Consider the following 21,294-nt stretch of genomic DNA (forward strand, 5'->3'; position numbering starts at 1 on the left):
AAGGCTGGACGGAAGAGCAGTCATGATCGTAACTGAAATAAAGCGCTATAAGGCAGGGTATTCACGAATAATCGTGTGCTCTGCTTCTTTTTTTGACTTTTTGCCTGTGTTATCGACATTTTTCGATCATTTGTGAGAATTTTGTGAGAATGATTTGGTTCTATATGTATAAGCTTGCATTTCAATTACTAAGAATGGAGTGAGACAATGAAGCGTAAGAAGCTGCTAGCACTGCTAATGGTGCCCACAATGATTCTGTCTATGTTTCCTGCACCCCTTGCGGTACATGCAGATTCAGCAGATTGGGGAGCACGGGCTGCCTATGGCGGAGAAGGTGGGACAGAGCTTTTCCTGGGAGGCAAATTCATTGAACTGGGGATAAGCAACTGGGGGAATTTCGGTACGTTGGGCAGTAAGCCCGCTAACTTCCGTGGAACGAATTCCAGACCGTACCTGGGAATGAGTGCAGATCATGATGGCTATGGCACAGGCAAGGACCTGCCGGTCGATTATTATTTGCCGGGTACCCCTGAAGAACGGTTCGCGGTAGGCTACCAGATCGGTGACAATACATATGCGAAGTCCAATTCGGCGCAGATGCACTCGTGGGAGATGCCGACCACAGTAGTAAATACCTCACAGACGGATAAAGGGATTCTGAGTGCGACAACAGTATCCACATGGACTGACACTATGGAGATTAAGCAGGTAATCAGCTTCGAGGAGAACCAGAAATTCTACCGTAATGATGTGACCCTTACCAATCTTACCGATGGGAATTGGGACGGGGCGCGGTATATGCGCACGATGGACCCGGATAATACGGTGGATCAAGGAGGGGCATATGTCACCTCAAATATTGTGACTCACACAATCGAGGAAGATCGCGCAGCTGTCGTGAAGGCGAGTACGATTGCTGATACTGATCCGCTGTATAAGGCTTTTAATTCGAGAGCCCCTATCTTCTTCTATTCCAGTGATCTGCGGGCTAAAGCTTCCGTCTTCGGGTTTACAAATACTAACCCCTATGCCTTGGAAGCTTATAACACTCCGAAGGCGAAGAACGTGGAAGTCAAGGCGGATGCGGGGATTACCATGACCTGGGATTCCGGGACGCTGGCTCCGCATGCGAGCAAGACATTCACCTATTACACAAGTCTGGATGAGCGGGATTTCAGTGAAGTCATTTCAGACATCGAGCTGGATGAAGGCGCCAGCACCGAGCTGGTAGAAGCTAAGGCGAATGATGGAACGGTTGTCGGCAACCAGAAGGTGAAAATTGTCGGTGCGACCTTAGTTGAACCGATTGATCCAAGCCATATCCGCATCAACAATCTGCCGGAAGGGCTTGACTTCGCCGTAACCCGGCTGAGTGATACGGAGCTTAACTTCACGTTGACCGGTACAGCGGTTGAACACGGCAAGGATGCGACCACGAAGAACCTGTCCGTTACAGTTGATAAAGAGAATCTGCGGGGGATCTCATCCGGTCTGACGACCAAGACCTTCAGTGTAACGTTCAGAGACCCTGCCACGCTTAGTGTGAACAAAGGGATTGTATCCGAAGCCATCTACGGCACAGGTGAGATCACCGAGACGCTTGGCGTGACGTTGACCGGCGGCAAGTTCGCCAAAACGGTTGGTGCAGAAGATGTGTTGATTCATGGTCTGCCGGCCGGACTTGGGACGGAAGTGACCCGAGTCTCCGATACGGAGCTGGAGGTCAAATTCACCGGTGCAGCAACGGTGACAAGCGATGTCTATGGAGCTTATGTGACCGTAGCCTCCGGTAAGCTTGAGGGCAGTCCGGCAGCTCTCAGCACGAACACTTTCAAATTCGACTTCCTGGATAAAGAGCCTTATCTGGTAGTCAAAACACCACTGCTCTATGAATCTGAGCAGAACGACGGCACGATTGGGGATTCGCTTGTACTGGAACTGAAGAACGGTTCTTTTGATGAGTCGGCTGTGGATGCCATCGAAGCGTTGAATTGGCCGCCGGGCCTGACACCAGGCAAGATTACGATGGACAGCCCGAATCAAATTACGATCGCCATTGCCGGACAGGCTGCCAGCCACAAGACTGCTGACAGCGTAGACCGGGCAGAGGTTACGGTAGCGGGTATTCCATCGGGAACCTTTGCTATTCTGTTCCGTTCTCCGCCTGCAGCGATTACGGCGTCTCCTGATGTGATTCATGATGCAGGTGACGGCTCAGCAGCAGAGACGCTGACGGTAACCCTGCGCAACGGCGCATTCACAGAAGAGGTTGAAGGCGGCGTAAGCGTCAATAATATGCCTGAAGGCTTAAGCTTCAACGTGGTGCGGATTAGCAGCACTGTACTTGAAATTCATTTCACCGGTCAGGCGGCTGGAAAGTACGAGGCTTCTGCCTTTGCTTCAGTCACAGTAGATCCTTCTATTATCGTAGACGGGGTTAAGCCGATGACCTCCAATAATATTGATCTGCAGTTACCCGGTGCAGGTGTGCTGGTAAACCGCGATATGGAAGCCTTAACCTGGGATATGATCCGTAAGGACAATCTTGAGCAGACCTCCGTATCTACGGGATTGAATCTACCGTTAAAAGGAGCGGGCGGCAGCACGATTACCTGGACCTCCAGCAATGGAACGGCTGTTGCTGCAGACGGTACGGTAACAAGACCACCGTTCAATAAAGGCGATCAGCCGGTTACATTGACAGCGGTGCTGAAGAATGGGACTTTCGAGCTGACGAAGACCTTCGAACTGATTGTCAAAAAGCAGGCGGGAACCAACGAACAGTCGGTAGCAGAAGATGCGGAACTGCTCACCTGGAATACGATCCGTGAGGAGAATGTAAAGCAGGAATCCGTAACTTCTGATGTGTATTTGCCGAAGAATGGGACGAATGGCAGCACGATTACCTGGACTTCTTCCGATGAAGGGGTAATCGATATAGACGGCACCGTAACGGCACCTTCCTATTCGAAGGGAGACCAGGCGGTAACCTTGACTGCGGTCATCCGCAAGGGGGATAAGGTAGAGACCAAATCCTTCGTGCTCACAGTTATCAAGCACCCGATGACAGACGAGGAATCTGTAAACGAGACCTTGGCTAAGCTGGACTGGGACATGATTCGGGAAGATAACGAGAAGCAGGAACAGGTCCTGACGGATCTTGATTTGATTGCCGAAGGTACCAATGGCAGCAGGATTACCTGGACCTCTTCCGAGGAATCGGTTATTACTCCGGACGGTGATGTGAAGCGCCCCGGTTATGCTGACGGAGACCAGAAGGTTACCCTGACAGCAACAGTAACCAAAGGAAGTGTGACCTATCAGAAAGAGTTCATAGTAACTGTTAAGCCTAAGCGTCAGAGCATCGACGATCAGCTAGATGAAGCTATGAAGCTGCTGAGAATCGGCTACAAAGGACAGGATACAGCCAAGAGCGTAACGCAAGACGTTGAGCTGATCTCCAAGGGCTACTATGATTCCGAGGTCGTATGGACAAGCCATCGCAGCGATATTGTCAGCAGCACTGGTGAGGTTCAGCGTCCGCTGAAGGATACAGTAGTACGACTGACAGCGCGTGTTGCGAAGGAAGGCTTCTTCCGGGAGCAGGACTTCTACATTACGGTCAAAGGAACGGCCACCGTTGACCTTCCTCAGGATGAAGTCAATGTCAAGATTGGTTATGCACCTGGAGATTCCGAGGAATCTGTGACCCGTAACCTCTTCTTGCCGAAGACAGGCGACACCGGCTCAGTCCTGACCTGGACTTCGAACAAGCCGGATGTTCTGACGAATACCGGACGGGTCAAGAGACCAGGGCCGGATGAAGAGGATGTGACGGTAGAGCTTACCGTGAAGCTGGCTGACCCGGACCGTCCGGGCGAGACGCTGGTTAAGACTTTTACAATTGTTATCAAAAAACTCAGTGACCAGGAGGCGGCAGACGAAGCTGCCAGAACTACAGGAATTCATCCTGCGGCAACCTTCGCTGAGGGAGATACCTGGGAGAGTGTTACGGAAGCCTTCCTGTTGCTTCAGACCGGTAAATACGATACGAAGATTACCTGGACCTCAAGTGTGCCTTCGGTGATCGCCGTTCAGCAGGATGGGGATCAGGCCAAGGGCAATGTAACCCTTCCGGCCCAGGATACGAATGTCATTCTGACTGCAACCTTCACCCGTGGCGGCAAGAGCGCAGTGAAGCAATACCTGCTGATTGTGAAGGCGAAAGGCGTAGTCAAGGAAGGTGCCGTCCGTGAGGCAACGTCCAGACAAGCCGGACTGTCTACCCCGAATGAAGGCAATCCGCTGGAGCAGGGTGTGACGATTCTCAGAACGAACCTGTCAAACGGAACGAAGATCGACACCATTGTGATTGATGAGAACGAAGTGTACGACCTTGTGGAAGGCGTGAATCCGAATGACCCGGATGCCGCCAACCGGAGTGTAACCATCACCCATGTGGACGATCCGGCTGCACGTGCGGACGAGATTGCAGTTGAGATTCCATCAACAGCCGTATCGATTCTTGCCGGACGCAAGGCTTCACTGGATATTGTCACTGCTCTTGGTTCCATCCATCTGGATGCAGACAGCCTGGCGCAGCTTGATGCGAGCACTACCGACCTGTATTTCCGGATTGTACCGGTGAAGAATCCGCAGCTGAAGGCGAATGTTCAGAGCAATGCGATCCTGAACGGTACCTCCAAACTGGCGCTTGCCAGTGACAAGACGCTTCAGAATCTGGGGGCGCCTCGCGAGATTGAGACGAACTACAGCAAGATCAATACTATGATTCAACTGCCGTTAACCGAGTTCGCGGATCAGATTCCGCTGCAAAGCTCCGGGGTGCGTGATGCCTTCCTGGACAGCTTGCGGGTATACGTTGAGCACAGCGATGGCGAGATTACAGTCTACACTCCAGCAATTGTGTATAATTCGGGCGGCGAGCCTGTAGCGCTGGAGATTCAGATTAACAAATTCAGCACCTTCCAGATTGTACGGATTACAGACAAGGCTGCGGAGCCGGTTAAACCAACGGAACCCGCACCAACAGCAGCGCCAACAGCTGCTCCTTCAGTCAAAGGTGAGACGGTTCCTTCCACCACTGTTGAATGGACTGCTGAGCAATTGAAGGAATTGCAGAAAAAGGGCAGTGAAATTGTAATCGAATCGAAGCTGGGTACGGTTAAAATTGACCCGGCTGCCATTGATCTCGCTGAGATCAGCAAGCAGTTCGGTCACGGAAATGTGAATGTGAATGATATTGTCATCACTGCAGGGTTGGCGGAGTCCACTCCGGACAGTCTCGAAGGATTCAAGCTAGCCGCAGGGCTGCGGAATGCGCAGACGGTCGGCACACTGGCTAACTTCTCCATCCAGGCGAAGTACCAGGGGCAGACTGTACCGGTAACCAGCCATGGCTGGGCGAAGTACGAGCTTCAAGTGCCTGCCAATATGAAGATTACAACTGGCGTACTGTACCGGGATGGTAAAATCTATCATCAACCGACTTATGTAACCGTTAAGGACGGTCGCTACTACGCTACGATCAACAGCCTGGAGAGCGGCGAATTCGGCCTGATCTGGAATCCGCTCGAATTCCCGGACGTGGCGAAGCACTGGAGCAAGCCGGATGTAAATGATATGGGCTCAAGACTGGTAGCAAGCGGCACGAAGGAAGCTGTATTTGAACCGCAGCGGGCGATCACGCGGTCTGAATTCACAGCTATGTTGGCAAGAGCGCTCGGTATTGTTACGCATGGGGAGCAGCAGGTTAGGTTCAGCGATGTCTCCGCAAGCGGATGGTACGGACTGGAGCTTCAGGTTGCGGTGGAGAACGGCCTGATCACCGGATATCCGGACGGAACGTTCAGACCAGGCAACAACATCTCCAGACAGGAAGCGATGGCGATTGTCAGCAGAGCGATGAGCATTACGGAGCTGAAAGCTTCGCGCAGCGAAGCGCAGGTTCAGCAGCTGCTGAAGTCCTTCGCCGATTCCGCATCGGTAGCGGGCTGGGCGGTTGCCAATGTGAAGCTGAATCTGTCGGCCGGCATTATTCTGGGCAGAGACGAGCAGCGTCTTGCACCGAATGAGAATATTACCCGTTCCGAAGCATCAGCGGCTATCCGCAGACTGCTGATCCAATCGAACCTGATTAATCCGTAAGTACAAGCATCACATAAGTACTTTATAAGCAAGACTAGGGCCGTCCCTCAAGCAGAATATCGCTGGGGGGGCGGCTTTTTGCTGTGCGGAGAGGTCTGTTATAAAAATCCGCAAAAAATGACCATTTCCTCAAGCAAAATGACGAGCAAACGGTGCTTATTTCCAGTACAATCGGATGTATGCGGAAATTGTACATTTTTTCGGGGGAAATCCTTTAGTCTGCGCATAGGAAAGCTTAATCCGGGCTTGTACAATAACACTAGCGATTGTAAACGCTTGCTTTCATTCCAGAGGAGGGTATGATGCATTCCATGAATGTGCGGAATCCCGTGATTGCCGGGTATTATCCGGACCCCAGTGTGGTCCGTGTGAATGAAGATTTTTATCTGATTAACAGTACCTTTGAATATTTTCCGGGTGTGCCTATCTTCCATAGCAGGGATCTGATCGACTGGACCCCGATAGGGCATGTGCTGACCCGCCAGTCCCAGCTGGATCTGCGGACCACCAAGAGCTCGTCGGGGATCTACGCTGCCACCATCCGCTATCATGACGGGCGATTCTACATGATTACAACCGATGTCAGAGGCATCGGCAATTTCTATGTGACTGCGGACAAGCCTGAGGGCCCCTGGTCTGATCCGATTCTGCTGCCGCACGGGGGCATTGATCCATCCCTGTTCTTCGATGATGACGGGCGCGCCTATGTCACGGTGCAGAACGGGGCAGGCTATGAATCGCACATTATCCAGTATGAGATTGATCCGCTGTCCGGCGAAGTGCTGTCGGAGCCGGTTAACATCTGGAGCGGAGATGACGGCCCGTGGGTCGAAGGTCCGCATCTGTACAAGATCAAGGGCATCTACTACCTGATGACCGCCTCCGGCGGCACCGCCGGCGATCACCGCGAGATAATTGCCCGCAGCAGCAGCCCTTACGGCCCGTTCGAGGACAAGCCGGAACCGATCCTGACCCACCGGGGACTGAAGGACCACCCGGTCCAATGCCTTGGACATGCCGATCTGGTGGAGGATACGTCCGGTCAGTGGTGGGCGGTCTTCCTGGGCATGCGCCCGGTAGAAGGCCAGTATTCCCCGCTGGGCCGGGAGACCTTCCTGGCTCCGGTCACCTGGACGGAGGACGGCTGGCCGATGATTGACAATAATGAAGGCACCGTTATAGCTGCGGACGAGTCCAGCCTGGAGGACCGGGTGCTGCGCTTTACGCCAGGGGACGGCTTCGGGCCGGAGTGGGCCTTCCTCCGCGCCTATGAAGCGGAGCGTTATTCCTGGACCGAGCGCGAAGGCAGTCTCACCGTGCGTGGGAATGCTTACACGCTGGACGATGAAGCGCCGGCCGTGTTCGCGTGCCTCCGCCAGCAGCATCACCGGATGGAGACCGGCGTCAGCCTTGACTTCACGCCGGTGACCGAAGGCGAGCATGCCGGGCTGGCTGCGCGGCTTAACAACCGTGGATATCTTTTCTGGGGACTTGCTTGCCGCAGCGGACGCCGGGTGATGGAGCTTGTAGTCAAGAACGGTGAGGAGCGGCAGATTCACCAGTACGAGGTAAGCGGTCAAGGTGCCGTTCAGCTTCGCCTCCGCTGCGACGGTCATCACTACCACTGCTCCTATTCGGCAGATGGCGTGTCCTGGCATGAAGTGCCGGAGACGGTTCATGTATCGGTCCTGTCCCCGGAGGTCAACGGCGGCTTCACGGGTGTCTGCCTGGGCGTACATGCCTCGGGCAACGGCACAGAGAATGCCAGCCCTGCTTATTATGAAGGATTCTATTATTCCAATATCAAAGGAGATGCCTTATGACTCAGCAACAACCCCCTAAGCCTAATCAACCGATCGTAACTCACATCTATACAGCGGACCCGTCCGCCCATGTCTATGAAGGCAAAATCTATATCTATCCTTCCCACGATCTGGATCATGACGAGCCGAGCAATGATAACGGCGACCAGTATAAAATGGAAGATTACCATGTTCTCTCGATGGACAGCTTCGATTCCCCGGTGGTCGATCACGGCGAAGCGCTGCATGTGAGAGATATTCCATGGGCTTCCAAGCAGCTCTGGGCACCAGACGCAGCGTACAAGAATAACACCTACTATCTATTCTTCCCGGCCCGTGACCATGAAGGAATCTTCCGCCTGGGTGTGGCAACGTCGGAGTCTCCGGCAGGCCCGTTCACTCCGCAGCCGAATTATATGGAAGGCAGCTTCAGTATTGACCCGGCCGTGCTGGTGGATGACGACAATCAGGCGTATGTCTACTTCGGCGGGCTCTGGGGCGGCCAGCTGGAGAAGTGGCAGACCGGCAGCTTCGTAGCGGATGCAGAAGGACCGGCTGCCGACCAGCCGGCGCTTGGGCCGCAAGTTGCGCTGCTTAGCGATGATATGCTGTCCTTCCAGGGCAAGCCTGCCGAGATCTCGATTGTTGATGAAGACGGGAACCCGATTCTGGCCGGGGATGAGGAACGCAGATATTTTGAAGGCCCATGGATGCACAAATATAACGGCGATTACTACCTGTCCTACTCCACAGGAACCACGCATAAGCTCGTGTATGCGATCGGCAAGAGCCCGATGGGACCGTTCACGTTCAAGGGCGAGATTCTCTCTCCGGTTATCGGTTGGACGACTCACCACTCCATTGTACAAGTGGAAGACAAGTGGTATCTGTTCTATCACGACAGCTCCCTGTCCGAAGGCGTCAATCACAAGCGCTGCGTGAAGTACACCGAGCTGAAGTACAACGAAGACGGCACGATCCAGAGTATCAACCCTTATCCGGATGCGGAGTAAGCTGGCGGAAATATGTAATGAAGGTAAGTAACATATGAGACAAACATGAGGCAGCTCCTAACGGGGCTGCTTTTTGGCGTGGCAATGGTGCGTGGACCGGATGTAATCGAAAAACCGATTACAATGTGCAGGCGCGGGGCGCACGGGCTGAATGTAATCGGAAAACCGACTACATTTTGCAGATGCAGAGTATGTGGGCTGAATGTAATCGGAAAACCGATTACAATGTGCTGGCGCAGGGTGTGTGGGCCAAATGTAATCGGAAAACCGATTACATTTGGCAGATGCAGAGTATGTGGGCTGAATGTAGTCGGAAAACCGATTACAATGTGCTGGCGCGGGGCGTGTGGGCCGGATGTATGCGGAAAAGTGAACACAATGGCGGCAGCGGAGGCGTGCGGCAATCAGCCCGTTCTCTCCACTGTTTAAGCGGGAATTGGATCTAAATTCTTTTTTAACCAAGTTTAGTTGCTTACTAAAGTCATGATTTACGCTTATACTCTGCGAATCAGTTCCTCCTGTCAAATCACTAAAGCCGTGCGAGAGAACATCCCATTCATGTGGCTGGTTGGATGGCAACATCCCGACTTCCGCCCCCTTAATCGGTTCCGTTCCTAACAGATGAGAAGTTTCATCGAAACGCTATTTACTGCCGTACTTCAGTCAGGCTGACGAAAAATGCGTATCTCTGAAACATTACTTTGTGGATGGCATGTTGGCGTTCACTTGCCCGTAATGTACTAAAGCTAGCCGTAATGACTAAAAACGAAGGGCATCTATTCTCTAATAACGAGAGAATAGATGCCCTGCTGATTGTTTACTACTACTTGAATAGTATGAGCTATTTTCTTTTGTAGAAGTCTACTTATGAGATAGCCTCTTTAGTCTTTCTATTAATAATTAGTATCAACAACATATTCTATTGGCTTAGGAACCTTGAAACCATTTACATAATAGTACTTTGTTTCTGTTTCTCTACCAAGGTAAGTATTGCCTAAATAGACGTCATAAAAATCGTATTGAACACATGTAGAATTGTATTGGTCATAGTTGATAGCACCGTAGTAATTGCGAGTAGTATAAGAACTGCTTTCAGGTGGACCAGACCAAGTTTCAGTAGTGCTCCATGTTTTAGAAACAGTTCCACTAGCAGAACCCGTAAAGGTTGTCTTTATTAGATTTAGAACGTTTTGATTATACGTTCCGCTTATAGATAATGTACCACTTACGGATTTAGAAGAGGACATTTGTAAAACCTTTCCTTTCAGTACACTAAGTAAAAATGTCTGCTTATGTATAGGACCAACATCATAACCAGTGATTTGAGAGGAGCCAATGCCAATTGAGCTACTAACATAGACCCTTCTATCACCTGCCCTATTAGTTGCAGAACCATTTGATTGAGAAAGGGTAGGATCTACAAATTCTATTCTTGTATTCAAATCTACAACAGGTTCATATTTTTTGAAAATTGTTGATCTATTCTCAATGTCTGGAAAACTATCTGCAGTAACAAATGGTGAGGAGGTGTATTATTTGAAAAGTAACCTTGGTTATATCGTAAGTGCTTTTATAATCGGCTTATCATTGATAGTTGGTGCTTACATACTTGCAGATGGATGGAGACCTACATCGGTTTCTGGAGAGACCAGGAGTTTATACGATGGTAATAAAAATGTAATGAATGATGATGAACTTGCAGCGTATCTGCGAATAACGAATGATGATCTAAAAAAAATCATTAATCAAGAAAATGAGGCGAAAAGTAAGTTATCTTTTTATGACAGGTTTAAATTCATTCCTTATGGAGAATTAAATGGAAAGCACTTTTATTTAAAAGACCATATTGATAAATGGTTATTATATATTACTGAAAATGAAGAAAAATGAGTTTGAAATACATGAGACAATTGAGATCTTCCTTTAGTGAAAAAGTAGGTTGTATAACTGCTTTTTAGTATAAGGAAGTCACTTTGTCTCTATTTTTTTGCAATTTAAAGTTTTCAGGCATTAAAAAACGAACTAATCATTTGCAGTTCGATTCACCCTACTTTTCCTTTAATTTGACCAGCAAATCTTTAATTTGGCTTCTATTAGAGCAGGGAAGAGCTGCTATATAGTAAGGTTGGATGAACAATAAATAGGAGCAAACTGGAATTTATTGTGAATTGGTTAGTGGTGAGTAGTTAGTGTGACCCTTTCGTTGAGCAAGAAGCCGGTTATTATGAATGCGTTCTCATCAATCTGAAAAATGAGGAGAGTGAACAATGGTAGTTACATCCCGGACACACAGAATTCGTAAGCTGACTTCAGCGGTATTAGGCACAGCGCTGCTGGTGACCCTGCTGCCGCAGACAGCCATGGCCGGAGACACCTGGCCGTTCAAAGGCGAAAGCGCACACGGTGCGAATCAGCCCAGCGTACACGGCTATACCAGCCAGCACATTGCGGACTGGAGTCCGCAGAGAGATCAGGACGCGGCGTTGCTGCGCTCCCGGGTTCCCTTACAGCAGCGGATTGCACCTTTTCAGCAGACTCAGGCCAATCCGGCGCTGAATCCGGCGGTGCAGATGATGAATGTTGCGGGCGATTATGGCAATGCTTTTATCGAGAATGCCCCGTACACCAACAAGTTCGCCCAGTATCACTTCAACTTCTGGCAGTACATTGACTATTATTCCTACTGGCATGGAACAGCGACAGCTTATACACCGCCGGAATACTACGACGATCTGGCCCAGTCCGACTGGCAGCAGAAATGGTTCGAGTTCGGTATGCTGAATATTCCCAATCCGGCCTATACCGATGCCGCCCACAAGAATGGGGTTATGTCACTAGCCGGGGTCTTCTTCTCGAACAATGACCGGGGGCAGCAGACTTATAAGCAGATGATTGTGAAGGACGCGAACGGCAAGTTCCCGGTAGCTGAGAAAATGATTGAAATGGCCGAATACTTCGGGTATGACGGGTACTTCCTGAATCAGGAGGAGCAGAATCCGAATGTGGCGCCAGCGGATCTTCCTGATTATATTGCTTTTATGAAAGCGCTGCAGGATGGCGGGCTGTATGTACAGTGGTATGATTCTCTGAATACCGCAACAGGAGCCAATGTCTTTGCCAGAACCTTCAATAACAATAATATCTCCATGCTCTACGATAAAGCGGCCCACAAGCCGGTCTCGAATTCGTTTTTCTTCGATTATGGCATGGGCAGCTCCCAGATCACTGCGGCTGCCAATTATCTGAATAGCTTCAACACAGCTCAAGGGACGAGCTACAATCTGTTTGAGACCGGCTTCGCGGGCCTTGAAGCCGGACGCGACCGCTTCAAAAGCGTGCAGGGCTCAGCGCTGAGCAGCAAGCTGTCCGGGGGAATTCCACGGACCAGCCTGGCGACACTGGGCGCGGATTTTGTCCATGCTGGTCTGGATGAGGATATGAATCAGTCCTGGCCGGTCTCGAAGCGCACGGATAACAGCTACCAATGGATGACGAACCTGCGCGAGCAGCTATGGTGGTCAGGGCCGCAGGTGAATCCGAAGAACACAGCGGTATCCTCCTCCAATACGGCAGCTGACGTATATGCTGATACCCGCTACTGGCCGGGGATCGCTTCGGTCATTGCTGAGCGCTCGGTGGTGAAGGATTCTAACTTCTATACCAGCTTCAATACCGGCCACGGCCTCTCCTATTACAAGGATGGAGCGGTATCCAGTGCAGCGGAGTGGTCCAATATGAGCCTTCAGGATGTTCCGGTCACCTGGCAATGGTGGCAGGACACCACAGGCAACCGCCTGAAGGTGGACTTCGATTATGGTCCGGATTATGACCAGACCGCCAATTCGCGCATGAACTACCAGCAGCTTGGCGGTTACAACGGCGGCAGCTCGCTGGCAGTGAGCGGGAATCTGAACAGCGAGAACTTCCTGCGTCTCTACAAGAGCGATCTTGCCGTTAAGGCTGGTTCCAAGCTGTCCATCGTATACAATAAGCCGTCTGCCGATGATGGCTCTGTCCTGAGTGCGGGCCTCATCTTCCGTGACCAGCCTTCCCAGGTTGTGAAGATTCCTGTTGCGAATAGCGGGAAGCATACCACGGGCTGGACCACAGCCGAGCTTAATCTGGGCGCTTATGCCGGACGGGAGATCGCGGCTTTCGGGTTGGTGTTCGCCCCTGGAGCCACTACAGCAGCCAATTACCAGATGAACATCGGCCAGCTGCGGATTCATGACGGCTCGGCGGTAAGACCATCGGCTCCTGCCGGTCTCTCCATTGCCCAGGCGCTGCCGGGCACGGATGAGATGATCGTGAAGTGGAGCATGGACACCGATTATTCCAAGGTGAAGCAGTACAATGTCTACGTGAATGATATCTATGTGGGCGGGAAATATGATGAGACCTTCTATATCAAGAAGCTTCCGGCCAAATCCGGCGTGCTGAAGGTGGCGGCAGTAGGTGCAGACGGGCTGGAGGGCGATGCGGCCACGCTGTCCTTCGATCTGAATGCTGCGGTATCCAAGGTGACCGCCGAATCCGCTGCGAATGGGGACTTCCTGGTGAAGTGGACGAATCCCGCCGCCGCTCAGGGCAGTATCAAGGTTACGGTGAAGTCGGTGAACTGGACTACCACGCCGCAGCCGGTATCTAAGGAATTGACTGTGCCGCAGGGGGCAACCTCAGCGCTGTTCCAGGATATGCCCGTTAACGGAGATGAGTATACGGTTACCGTTCAAGCCGGAAATACCGATAAAATAACCTATAACGGAACGTTCACCGATAAGGTGTCCGAGCCTTATGCAGAGAACTGGTCCTGGAACGGCAATACGCTGAACCTGCCGATGCCAAGCACCCGGGACTGGCGGTATATGTACATTAATGAAGACGGCCAGAACCGGTCGTTCCCGGTCACCTATCTGTCCGGTGCTGCGGGCATGAAGCCGATGATTATCCGCGGCCGCACAACCAAAGCTGCGCTAAGCTTCACCTCTACCGCAGCAACAGTTACCGTGGTCATGGAGGATTACAGCGGCAACAAGTCGCAGCCTGTATACCTTAAAGGCCAACCAACGCCGTAAGGCGCGGGTAGGGAATAAGTACCGCCCATTCTGCACAACATACACAAAGCGCTCACCCTCTGGCAAAATTAGCAGGGGGGAGCGCTTCTTGTGTATACCGGCTAGCCGTGCCTGCAGGGCTATCAAGTATGTTAGGAGGTGAATGATGCGAAGCCTTTCGCTGTACCGCAAGTATTTTAAAGACAATATGTTCCTGCGCTTCACGCTGATCGTGTCCTGTATCTTCATAGCCACCATTATCGCCTTCTCCATTCTGGTGCTGATGCTAATCTCGGATTCGGCAGTGCAGCGCCAGATGGATATCCAGCGCAAGAGCATGGAGAGCGTCAGCAATTATGTGGAGAACAAATATCAATCTGTTCAGGATATGCTCCGTGATGTGTACAGGGACGCGAGTCTGGCCAGTAACACGACCTTCCTGCTGGAGAATCCCTTAAGCGATTATATTGAGCACCGGCTGGACCGTTTTCTGCTGGGGGAACAGTCCGCTTCGAACGCCATCCAGTATTTCCAGAACAAGATTGACGATGATCCCGACATCCGCGGCCTGATCCTGTACAGCGCCAACCAGCAGGTGATGTATTATTACGACAACCGCCGGCAGTTCGAGCGGATCTCGACCAATGCGGCGCATTCTTTTGTCCCCGATTCGATGGTGCTGGGTGAGGAGAGTGTCGTCTCTGTTCCGAATATCTGGGTGCTGAAAAGCATAGGGATGCCGGCAGCCCCGCTGTTCTCTGTGAAAATACCCATCAATAATAAGTCCTCGCTGCTCAATATCGGCCAGCTGCTGGTCTACTTCGATTCCGAGGCCATCTGGCAGGCCATGAATAATTATAAGCAGGACTTCAAAGGCGACCTCCTCGTGCTCTCGGCCCAGAATGAAGTCATCTTCGATTCCTCAGGGAAGGGATATGGCCGGAAGCTGCCGAAGCTGCAGGGAATGAACGCCGGCGAGGAGGTTACCGTGGATGGAATGGTTGTCACCAGCCAGACGCAGAGTCAGGCGGGGTATACGGTGGTCAGCCTGATCTCGAAGAAGGAGCTGGCCGAGACCTACAGCAGTGCGCGGAGCACCATTGTGTCCATCGCACTCGTCTGTATTCTGTTTGCCGTGCTGCTGCCGGCGATGTTCATTTCTAATTTTGCCAAACGGACCCACCGCATTATCCGCTTCACACGCAAAGTCAAGAACGGGGATCTGAACACCCGGATTGTGGACGGCAAGGAAGATGAGTTAGGGCAGATTGCCAAGAGCTTCAACAGCATGCTGGATGAACTGAACCAATATATCGACCAGGTCTATAAGGCGGAAATCAAGCAGAAGCATACGGAGATCGCTACGCTGGAAGCCAGGGTGAATCCGCATTTTCTGTATAATACATTAGAAGTTATCCGGATGCGGGCGATTTCGAGCGGGGCGAAGGATGTGGGGGAAATGATCTACAGCCTGTCCATGCTGTTCAAATCGTACGTCCGTCCGAAGCTGAAATATACGTTCAAGGATGAGCTGGAGGCCTGCCGCCTGTATTTGGAATTATTCCGTATCCGGTACAAGGACCGATTCGCTTATACCATCGAATGCAGCCCGGAGCTGGAAGAGCTTCCTGTACTCAAAATGTCGCTGCAGCCGGTCATTGAAAACTATGTTCTGCACGGCATGCGGACAGGGCAGACTGATAATGTGATCCGTATTGTGATCACAGCGGAGCCGGAGAATATCCGGGTCAAGGTTACGGATAACGGCAAGGGGATTGCAGAGGAGCGGCTGGCCCGGCTCCGTGAGGTGCTGGAGGATCACGGCGAAATGTCCGGGTCCGAGTCGTTCGGGCTGCGCAGTATTCATGAGCGGCTGAGACTGATGTACGGCAAGCCCTACGGCGTAGAGCTGGAGAGTGAGGAAGGCAGCGGAACAGAGGTTACGATTACTTTTCCATACCCGCTGAAGGAGGAGAACGCAGATGTATAAGGTGTTTATTGTGGATGATGAGCCGTTCATTCTGAGCGGATTGCAGGATATTCTCAATTGGGAGGAACTGGGCCTCACGATTGTTGGGCAGGCCGAGAACGGGCAGGAGGCACTGGGGCAGCTGCGGGAGAATCCCGCCGATATTCTGATTACCGATATCTCCATGCCGGTGATGACCGGTCTTGAGCTGATCCGCGCCGTCCGGGAATTTCGCCCGGACATGAAGGTGGTGGTGCTGAGCGGCTTCGATGAATTCATGTATGTGAAGGAAGGCCTGTCGCTCGGAATCGAGAATTATCTGCTGAAGCCGATTAATCTGGAGGAATTCCAGCAGACGCTGGAGACGATTGTGGAGAAGCTGAATGTCTCCAGGCAGGATATGCAGTGGTGGGAATATACGAATTCCGTGCTGAAGGATAATGTGCTGCTGCGCTGGCTGCGGGGGCAGATTGATCCGCAGGAGCGCTCCGAACGGCTGAATCTGATCGGTCTGCCGCTCAGCAGCCGTTATGTGCAGGTTGCGCTCCTGCAGGTAGAGTCTGCAACGGAGGACTTCAGGAAGAGGGTGGCCGACCGCATCGGCGCAGAGGCTTCGTTCTTCATGTTCTGGGATTCCGACAATGATCTGGTGCTGATACATAACTATGAAGAAGCCTCCGCCGGTGCGGCGGAGATGGCGTTCATGCTGGAGGAGATTAACGGCTTATGCACCGGCGGTGAGAAGCTGCGGTCGGCAGTGGGCTCGCCTGTGTACGGGGTGGACGCCGCTCCCGCAAGCTATGAGCAGGCGAAGCAGGCACAGGAGTTCCTGGAGATTCACCCGGAGCGCAGCAGTATCTATTATGAGCAGCTGAGGGACCGGAAAGAGGATCTGGGGTCGGTCCTGCCCGCAGACTGGAGCGATTACGCTAAGCTCATTATGTCCAAGAATGTGGCGGGGCTGTCGGAGCAGCTGGAGCTATATTTTGCAGCCCCAAGTATGGACGGGTTAACACCAGCGATGCTGGAGGAGATCTCGCTGGAATGGATTCTGTTCTTCCGGGTACTGATCAAGGATATCCGCAGTGAGACGGAGCGGGAGTGTATTGCCGAGGGCTTGACGGCGATCCGCCGGGCGAATTCGCTGCCTGCTCTGTCTGCTGCGCTCCGCCAGACCTCGGCAGGCATCATCGGGCTGCTGGACCGGGAGCTGAAGAGTCCGGTGGTGAACCAGGTGCTGAATTATATCGCGAAATCGTACAGTGAGGATCTGTCGCTGAAGAAGCTGGGCTTCATGTTCAACATTCATCCGGTGTATCTGGGACAGCTGTTTCACAAGACGACCGGCGAATCGTTTGCCGAGTATATGAACCGCTACCGGATCGATAAGGCCAAGGAGCAGCTCCGCTCAACGAATCTGAAGGTGCATGAAATCGCAAGGAATGTGGGATACTGGGAAATGGGATATTTCTACAAGCAATTTAAGAAATATGTAGGCATCTCGCCGACGGAATTCAAGGGGCTGCTGTGAGGCAGTCCTCCCTGCGCATCACGGGACCAGAACATTACAGCCCTTGTAAAAGATCAATAACCTGCCTTTGCGGGTAAGCTTATTTTCTTTATTTCATACCTGAAAAACTATAGTTTCTCTTCTATTTGAAACTGCTTTCATCTTATAAAGTTAAGGTATAGCTCAAGGAAAGCAGCAGCCGGAAAGATCCGGTAAGCCTGAAAGACCAGACAGCTAATTAAAAGGGGGTACGGCAAATGAGTAAGAAAAAGAAACACTTCTCCTTGTTGTTGACAACGCTTTTAACCGTTTCACTGGCGCTAACGGCGTGCGGGGGAAACAGTAAGAACAATGCAGGCGGAGAAGCAGCTTCAGGCGGCAACAAAGCCTCGGAGGCTACCGAAAAGCCAGTAGAACTGATCTGGTACACAATCGGGCCGCCGCAGAAAGATATGGACAAGGTGCTCACAGAAGTCAATAAATACACACTAGAGAAAATCAACGCAACACTGGATATCAAAATGCTCGACTTCGGGGACTATACGCAAAAAATGCAGGTTATGGCGGCTTCCGGTGAGCCGATGGATATCCTGTTCACCTCCTCCTGGGCCTTCGATTATGTGCAGAATGCACGTAAGGGTGCCTTCCTGCAGATCGATGATCTGCTGAAGAATCAGGGCAAGGGCATTGTGGATACAATTGATCCGGCCTTCCTGGAAGGCTCCAAGGTAGACGGCCACAACTATGCGATTCCTGCGAACAAAGAGCTTCCGGCTCAAGAGGTCTTCCGCTTCAACAAAGAGCTGCTCGACAAATACAAGCTGGATATGACCAGCGTGAAGACGATGGCGGATCTGGAGCCGCTGCTCAAAACCATCAAGGAAAACGAGCCTGGAGTCACTCCTTACGCAATGGTCAAGGACTTCATGCCGATTATGCCTTTTGACTATGTGATTGAGAAGATGCCGATGGCTGTCTATCTGGACACCAAGGACTACAAAGTGGTCAACATCCTGGAAACTCCAGAGATCAAGGAAGCGCTTAAGACCGTCCGCAAATTCTATCAGGCAGGTTACATCTCCCCTGAAGTTGCGACTACCTCATCGGTAGATGACTTGTACAAAGCCGGCAAATGGTTCACTGACCGTGCATCCACCCAGCCGATGGCCGACAATCTGTGGTCCGCAAGCTACGGGTATCCAGTCGTGTCCACACCAGCCAGTCAGCCTTATATCTACAACTGGTCCGTAATGGGCTCCATGCAGGCGATTTCTGCTAACTCCGCGTATCCTGAGAAAGCGATGGAATTCCTGAACCTGCTTAACACGGATCCTAAGCTGCGCAACATGATTGACTCCGGGATCGAAGGCGTGCATTACGAGAAGATCAGCGACAACATGATCAAGAACCTCCCGGATGCGAAGAACTACGATATGCCTACCTTCTCCCTGGGTAACATCATGATCAACTATCTGAATGAAGGCGACCCTGAGAACAAATGGGAAGAATTCAAGAAATTTAATGATGCCGGTATCAACGCACCGCTGCTCGGCTTCAACTTCGATACCTCCAAGGTAACGAATGAAATCGCTGCTGTTCAGAACGTGAAGGAAGAATTCTGGGCACCGCTGATGACCGGATCTGTAGATTCGGAAGAGTACCTGACCAAGGCTAACGAGAAATTGAAGGCTGCCGGTCTGGATAAAATCATTGCCGAAGCTCAATCACAGATCGACGCCTGGAAAGCAGCGAATAATAAGTAGCATTCTATTAGAGGATCGGGCGGGTGATTAGACTTGGCCCGATCTTTTTTGTAAATATAAGAATTTTCCGGCATAGGAGGAACTAGAAGTATGGGGAAAATAGGAAAGTCCGCCAAGGATATATTGAGAAATAAAGTGCTGCTGTTTATGGTTCTGCCGGGCACACTGTGGTTTTTATTCTTCTCTTACCTGCCGATGGTGGGTACGGTCATTGCGTTTAAGCAGTACCGGTTCAGCCGGGATGGCTTCTGGGCCAGCATCATCAACAGCAAGTGGGTCGGCTGGGATAATTTCAAGTTTCTGTTCAGCACCAATGATGCCTATCTGATCACACGTAATACTCTTTTATATAACATAGCCTTCATCGGCCTGGGCCTGATTCTGTCAGTGCTGTTGGCGGTGGTGCTGTCCGAGATTGCCAATAAGAAACTGGCCAAATTCTATCAGACAGGCATGTTCCTGCCGTATTTTCTGTCGTGGGTAGTTGTGGGATACTTTGCGTTCAGCTTCCTGAGCTCGGAGCGTGGCCTGCTTAACTCCATGTTCGGCAGTAATATCTCCTGGTACTCGGAATCGAAATACTGGCCGTTCATTATTATATTCGTATTCCTATGGAAGGCCGTCGGCTATAACAGCGTGGTCTATCTAGCCGCGATTATGGGTATCGACAAGTCCCTCTACGAAGCGGCGATGATCGACGGGGCCAGCAAGCTCCAGCAGATCCGCAGTATCACGCTGCCGATGCTGAAGCCGATCATTATCATCATGACGCTGCTTGCGATCGGGAAGATTTTCTATGCGGACTTCGGGCTGTTCTATCAGGTGCCGAGAGATTCGGGGACGCTCTACAGCGTGACCAACGTTATCGATACGTATGTATACCGTGGACTCAAGACTACCGGCGAGATCGGAATGAGTACGGCTGCGGGCTTGTATCAATCAGTGGTCGGGTTCGTGCTGGTTCTAACCTCCAATTACATCGTGCGCAAATTCGATAAGGACAGTGCATTATTCTAGGGAAAAAGAAGGAAAGTGAGGTCATCCAAATGTCTGCTAACGCTGCGAAATCGCGCGATTTCCATCGGCTGTCGCCGGTGCTCAATACCATCTTCAACTGTATCGCCGGAGGCTTTGCCATCCTGTGTATCTTCCCGTTCCTGTTCGTTGTCCTCATCTCGTTCACGGACGAAGGGGCGCTTGCGCGGGACGGATATCGGTTAATCCCGGCCAAATGGAGTCTGGAAGCCTACAAATATGTATTTAGCTCAGGGGACACGCTGCTCCGTTCCTACGGGGTGACGATTGCTGTAACCGTCATCGGTACGATTGTCAGCCTGCTTATCATTTCACTTTATGCCTATGCCATTTCACGTAAAAGCTTCAAATACCGCAATTTCTTCGCGTTTTTTTCCTTTTTCACCATGCTGTTTAACGGCGGGCTGGTTCCGACCTATATTGTGGTAACACAGATGCTGGGCCTGAAGGACAGCATTTGGGCGCTGGTGCTGCCGCTGGCGGTGAATGCTTTTTACATTATGATTCTGCGTACCTTTTATATTACCAGTGTGCCGGATGCGCTGATCGAATCGGCCAAAATCGACGGCGCCGGAGAGTTCCGCACCTTCCTCGGCATTGTGCTGCCGCTGTCCTTGCCGGGTCTCGCTACGATTGGTCTGTTCAGCACCCTGGGGTACTGGAATGACTGGTTCAACGCGCTGCTCTATATTGACAATCCGAATCTGGTGCCGCTGCAGTCGATGCTGATGCGGATCGAGACCAGTATGCAGTTCATTCTGCAGAATTCCCAGAACAGCTCGCTGAGTCTGGAGGCGCTCCGCTCCATGCCGCAGGATACCTCGCGTATGGCGATGGTGGTGCTGGCAACCGGTCCGATTATCTTCGCGTATCCGTTCTTCCAGCGTTACTTCATTCAGGGTCTTACTGTGGGTGCGGTTAAGGAGTAGGCTTCTATATAAATTTTTAAAGATATTAATGAAAAGTAAGAAGGAGCGGAG

General features: G+C 51.5%; 11 protein-coding genes and 1 pseudogene. 11 read left to right on the forward strand and 1 reads right to left on the reverse strand.

Annotated elements, in window-relative coordinates; genetic code table 11:
- Positions 1 to 207 precede the first annotated feature (207 nt).
- From NST04_RS13640 to NST04_RS34010, 4 genes and pseudogenes are all read left to right on the forward strand, one after another.
- The gene (locus tag NST04_RS13640; protein WP_341184679.1) at positions 208 to 6,168 is read left to right on the forward strand and encodes an S-layer homology domain-containing protein; all 5,961 of its coding nucleotides are present in this window, start codon (positions 208 to 210) and stop codon (positions 6,166 to 6,168) included.
- Positions 6,169 to 6,479: 311 nt separating this feature from the next.
- Positions 6,480 to 7,991, forward strand: a complete 1,512-nt coding sequence (locus NST04_RS13645; protein ID WP_341184680.1) for a glycoside hydrolase family 43 protein — start codon at positions 6,480 to 6,482, stop codon at positions 7,989 to 7,991.
- The gene (locus tag NST04_RS13650) at positions 7,988 to 8,983 is read left to right on the forward strand and encodes a glycoside hydrolase family 43 protein (RefSeq protein WP_341184681.1); all 996 of its coding nucleotides are present in this window, start codon (positions 7,988 to 7,990) and stop codon (positions 8,981 to 8,983) included. The genes NST04_RS13645 and NST04_RS13650 overlap by 4 nt, the downstream gene beginning before the upstream one ends.
- 468 nt (positions 8,984 to 9,451) lie before the next feature.
- A pseudogene (locus NST04_RS34010) lies at positions 9,452 to 9,695 on the forward strand (transposase); the annotation flags it as partial.
- 181 nt (positions 9,696 to 9,876) lie between these two features.
- On the opposite strand, the gene NST04_RS13660 reads toward NST04_RS34010, so the two are convergent.
- Positions 9,877 to 10,425 carry a hypothetical protein gene (locus NST04_RS13660; RefSeq protein ID WP_341184682.1) on the reverse strand — a complete coding sequence of 183 codons (549 nt, stop codon included), beginning with the start codon at positions 10,423 to 10,425 and terminating at the stop codon, positions 9,877 to 9,879.
- Between the two features lie 22 nt (positions 10,426 to 10,447).
- Here NST04_RS13660 and NST04_RS13665 point away from each other — a divergent pair, with 22 nt between their 5' ends.
- From NST04_RS13665 to NST04_RS13695, 7 genes are all read left to right on the forward strand, one after another.
- The gene (locus tag NST04_RS13665; RefSeq protein ID WP_341184683.1) at positions 10,448 to 10,873 is read left to right on the forward strand and encodes a hypothetical protein; all 426 of its coding nucleotides are present in this window, start codon (positions 10,448 to 10,450) and stop codon (positions 10,871 to 10,873) included.
- Between the two features lie 377 nt (positions 10,874 to 11,250).
- The gene (locus NST04_RS13670; RefSeq protein ID WP_341184684.1) at positions 11,251 to 14,058 is read left to right on the forward strand and encodes an endo-beta-N-acetylglucosaminidase; all 2,808 of its coding nucleotides are present in this window, start codon (positions 11,251 to 11,253) and stop codon (positions 14,056 to 14,058) included.
- 145 nt (positions 14,059 to 14,203) lie between these two features.
- Positions 14,204 to 16,027, forward strand: coding sequence for a cache domain-containing sensor histidine kinase (locus NST04_RS13675; RefSeq protein WP_341184685.1), 1,824 nt, complete (start codon positions 14,204 to 14,206; stop codon positions 16,025 to 16,027).
- A complete protein-coding gene (locus NST04_RS13680) occupies positions 16,020 to 17,537 on the forward strand; it encodes a response regulator transcription factor (RefSeq protein ID WP_341184686.1) in 1,518 nt (505 codons plus the stop codon). Before NST04_RS13675 ends, NST04_RS13680 begins: the two co-directional genes overlap by 8 nt.
- Before the next feature lie 236 nt (positions 17,538 to 17,773).
- Positions 17,774 to 19,279 carry an ABC transporter substrate-binding protein gene (locus NST04_RS13685; protein ID WP_341184687.1) on the forward strand — a complete coding sequence of 502 codons (1,506 nt, stop codon included), beginning with the start codon at positions 17,774 to 17,776 and terminating at the stop codon, positions 19,277 to 19,279.
- Positions 19,280 to 19,369: 90 nt separating this feature from the next.
- The gene (locus NST04_RS13690; protein ID WP_341184688.1) at positions 19,370 to 20,296 is read left to right on the forward strand and encodes an ABC transporter permease; all 927 of its coding nucleotides are present in this window, start codon (positions 19,370 to 19,372) and stop codon (positions 20,294 to 20,296) included.
- A 29-nt stretch (positions 20,297 to 20,325) separates the two neighbouring features.
- Complete coding sequence (locus NST04_RS13695; protein WP_341184689.1) at positions 20,326 to 21,243, forward strand: carbohydrate ABC transporter permease; 918 nt, start codon at positions 20,326 to 20,328, stop codon at positions 21,241 to 21,243.
- Positions 21,244 to 21,294: the final 51 nt, after the last annotated feature.

This window comes from Paenibacillus sp. FSL H7-0756, from assembly GCF_038006765.1.
Classification (GTDB): Bacteria; Bacillota; Bacilli; order Paenibacillales; family Paenibacillaceae; genus Paenibacillus_AQ.

Excerpts from the sequence above, each read along its gene's own strand:
- NST04_RS13650 (WP_341184681.1), top strand. The coding sequence starts at position 7,988 with ATGACTCAGCAACAACCCCCTAAGCCTAATCAACCGATCGTAACTCAC.
- NST04_RS13640 (WP_341184679.1), top strand. The coding sequence starts at position 208 with ATGAAGCGTAAGAAGCTGCTAGCACTGCTAATGGTGCCCACAATGATT.
- NST04_RS13685 (WP_341184687.1), top strand. The coding sequence starts at position 17,774 with ATGAGTAAGAAAAAGAAACACTTCTCCTTGTTGTTGACAACGCTTTTA.
- NST04_RS13680 (WP_341184686.1), top strand. The coding sequence starts at position 16,020 with ATGTATAAGGTGTTTATTGTGGATGATGAGCCGTTCATTCTGAGCGGA.
- NST04_RS13695 (WP_341184689.1), top strand. The coding sequence starts at position 20,326 with ATGTCTGCTAACGCTGCGAAATCGCGCGATTTCCATCGGCTGTCGCCG.
- NST04_RS13670 (WP_341184684.1), top strand. The coding sequence starts at position 11,251 with ATGGTAGTTACATCCCGGACACACAGAATTCGTAAGCTGACTTCAGCG.
- NST04_RS13675 (WP_341184685.1), top strand. The coding sequence starts at position 14,204 with ATGCGAAGCCTTTCGCTGTACCGCAAGTATTTTAAAGACAATATGTTC.
- NST04_RS13645 (WP_341184680.1), top strand. The coding sequence starts at position 6,480 with ATGAATGTGCGGAATCCCGTGATTGCCGGGTATTATCCGGACCCCAGT.
- NST04_RS13690 (WP_341184688.1), top strand. The coding sequence starts at position 19,370 with ATGGGGAAAATAGGAAAGTCCGCCAAGGATATATTGAGAAATAAAGTG.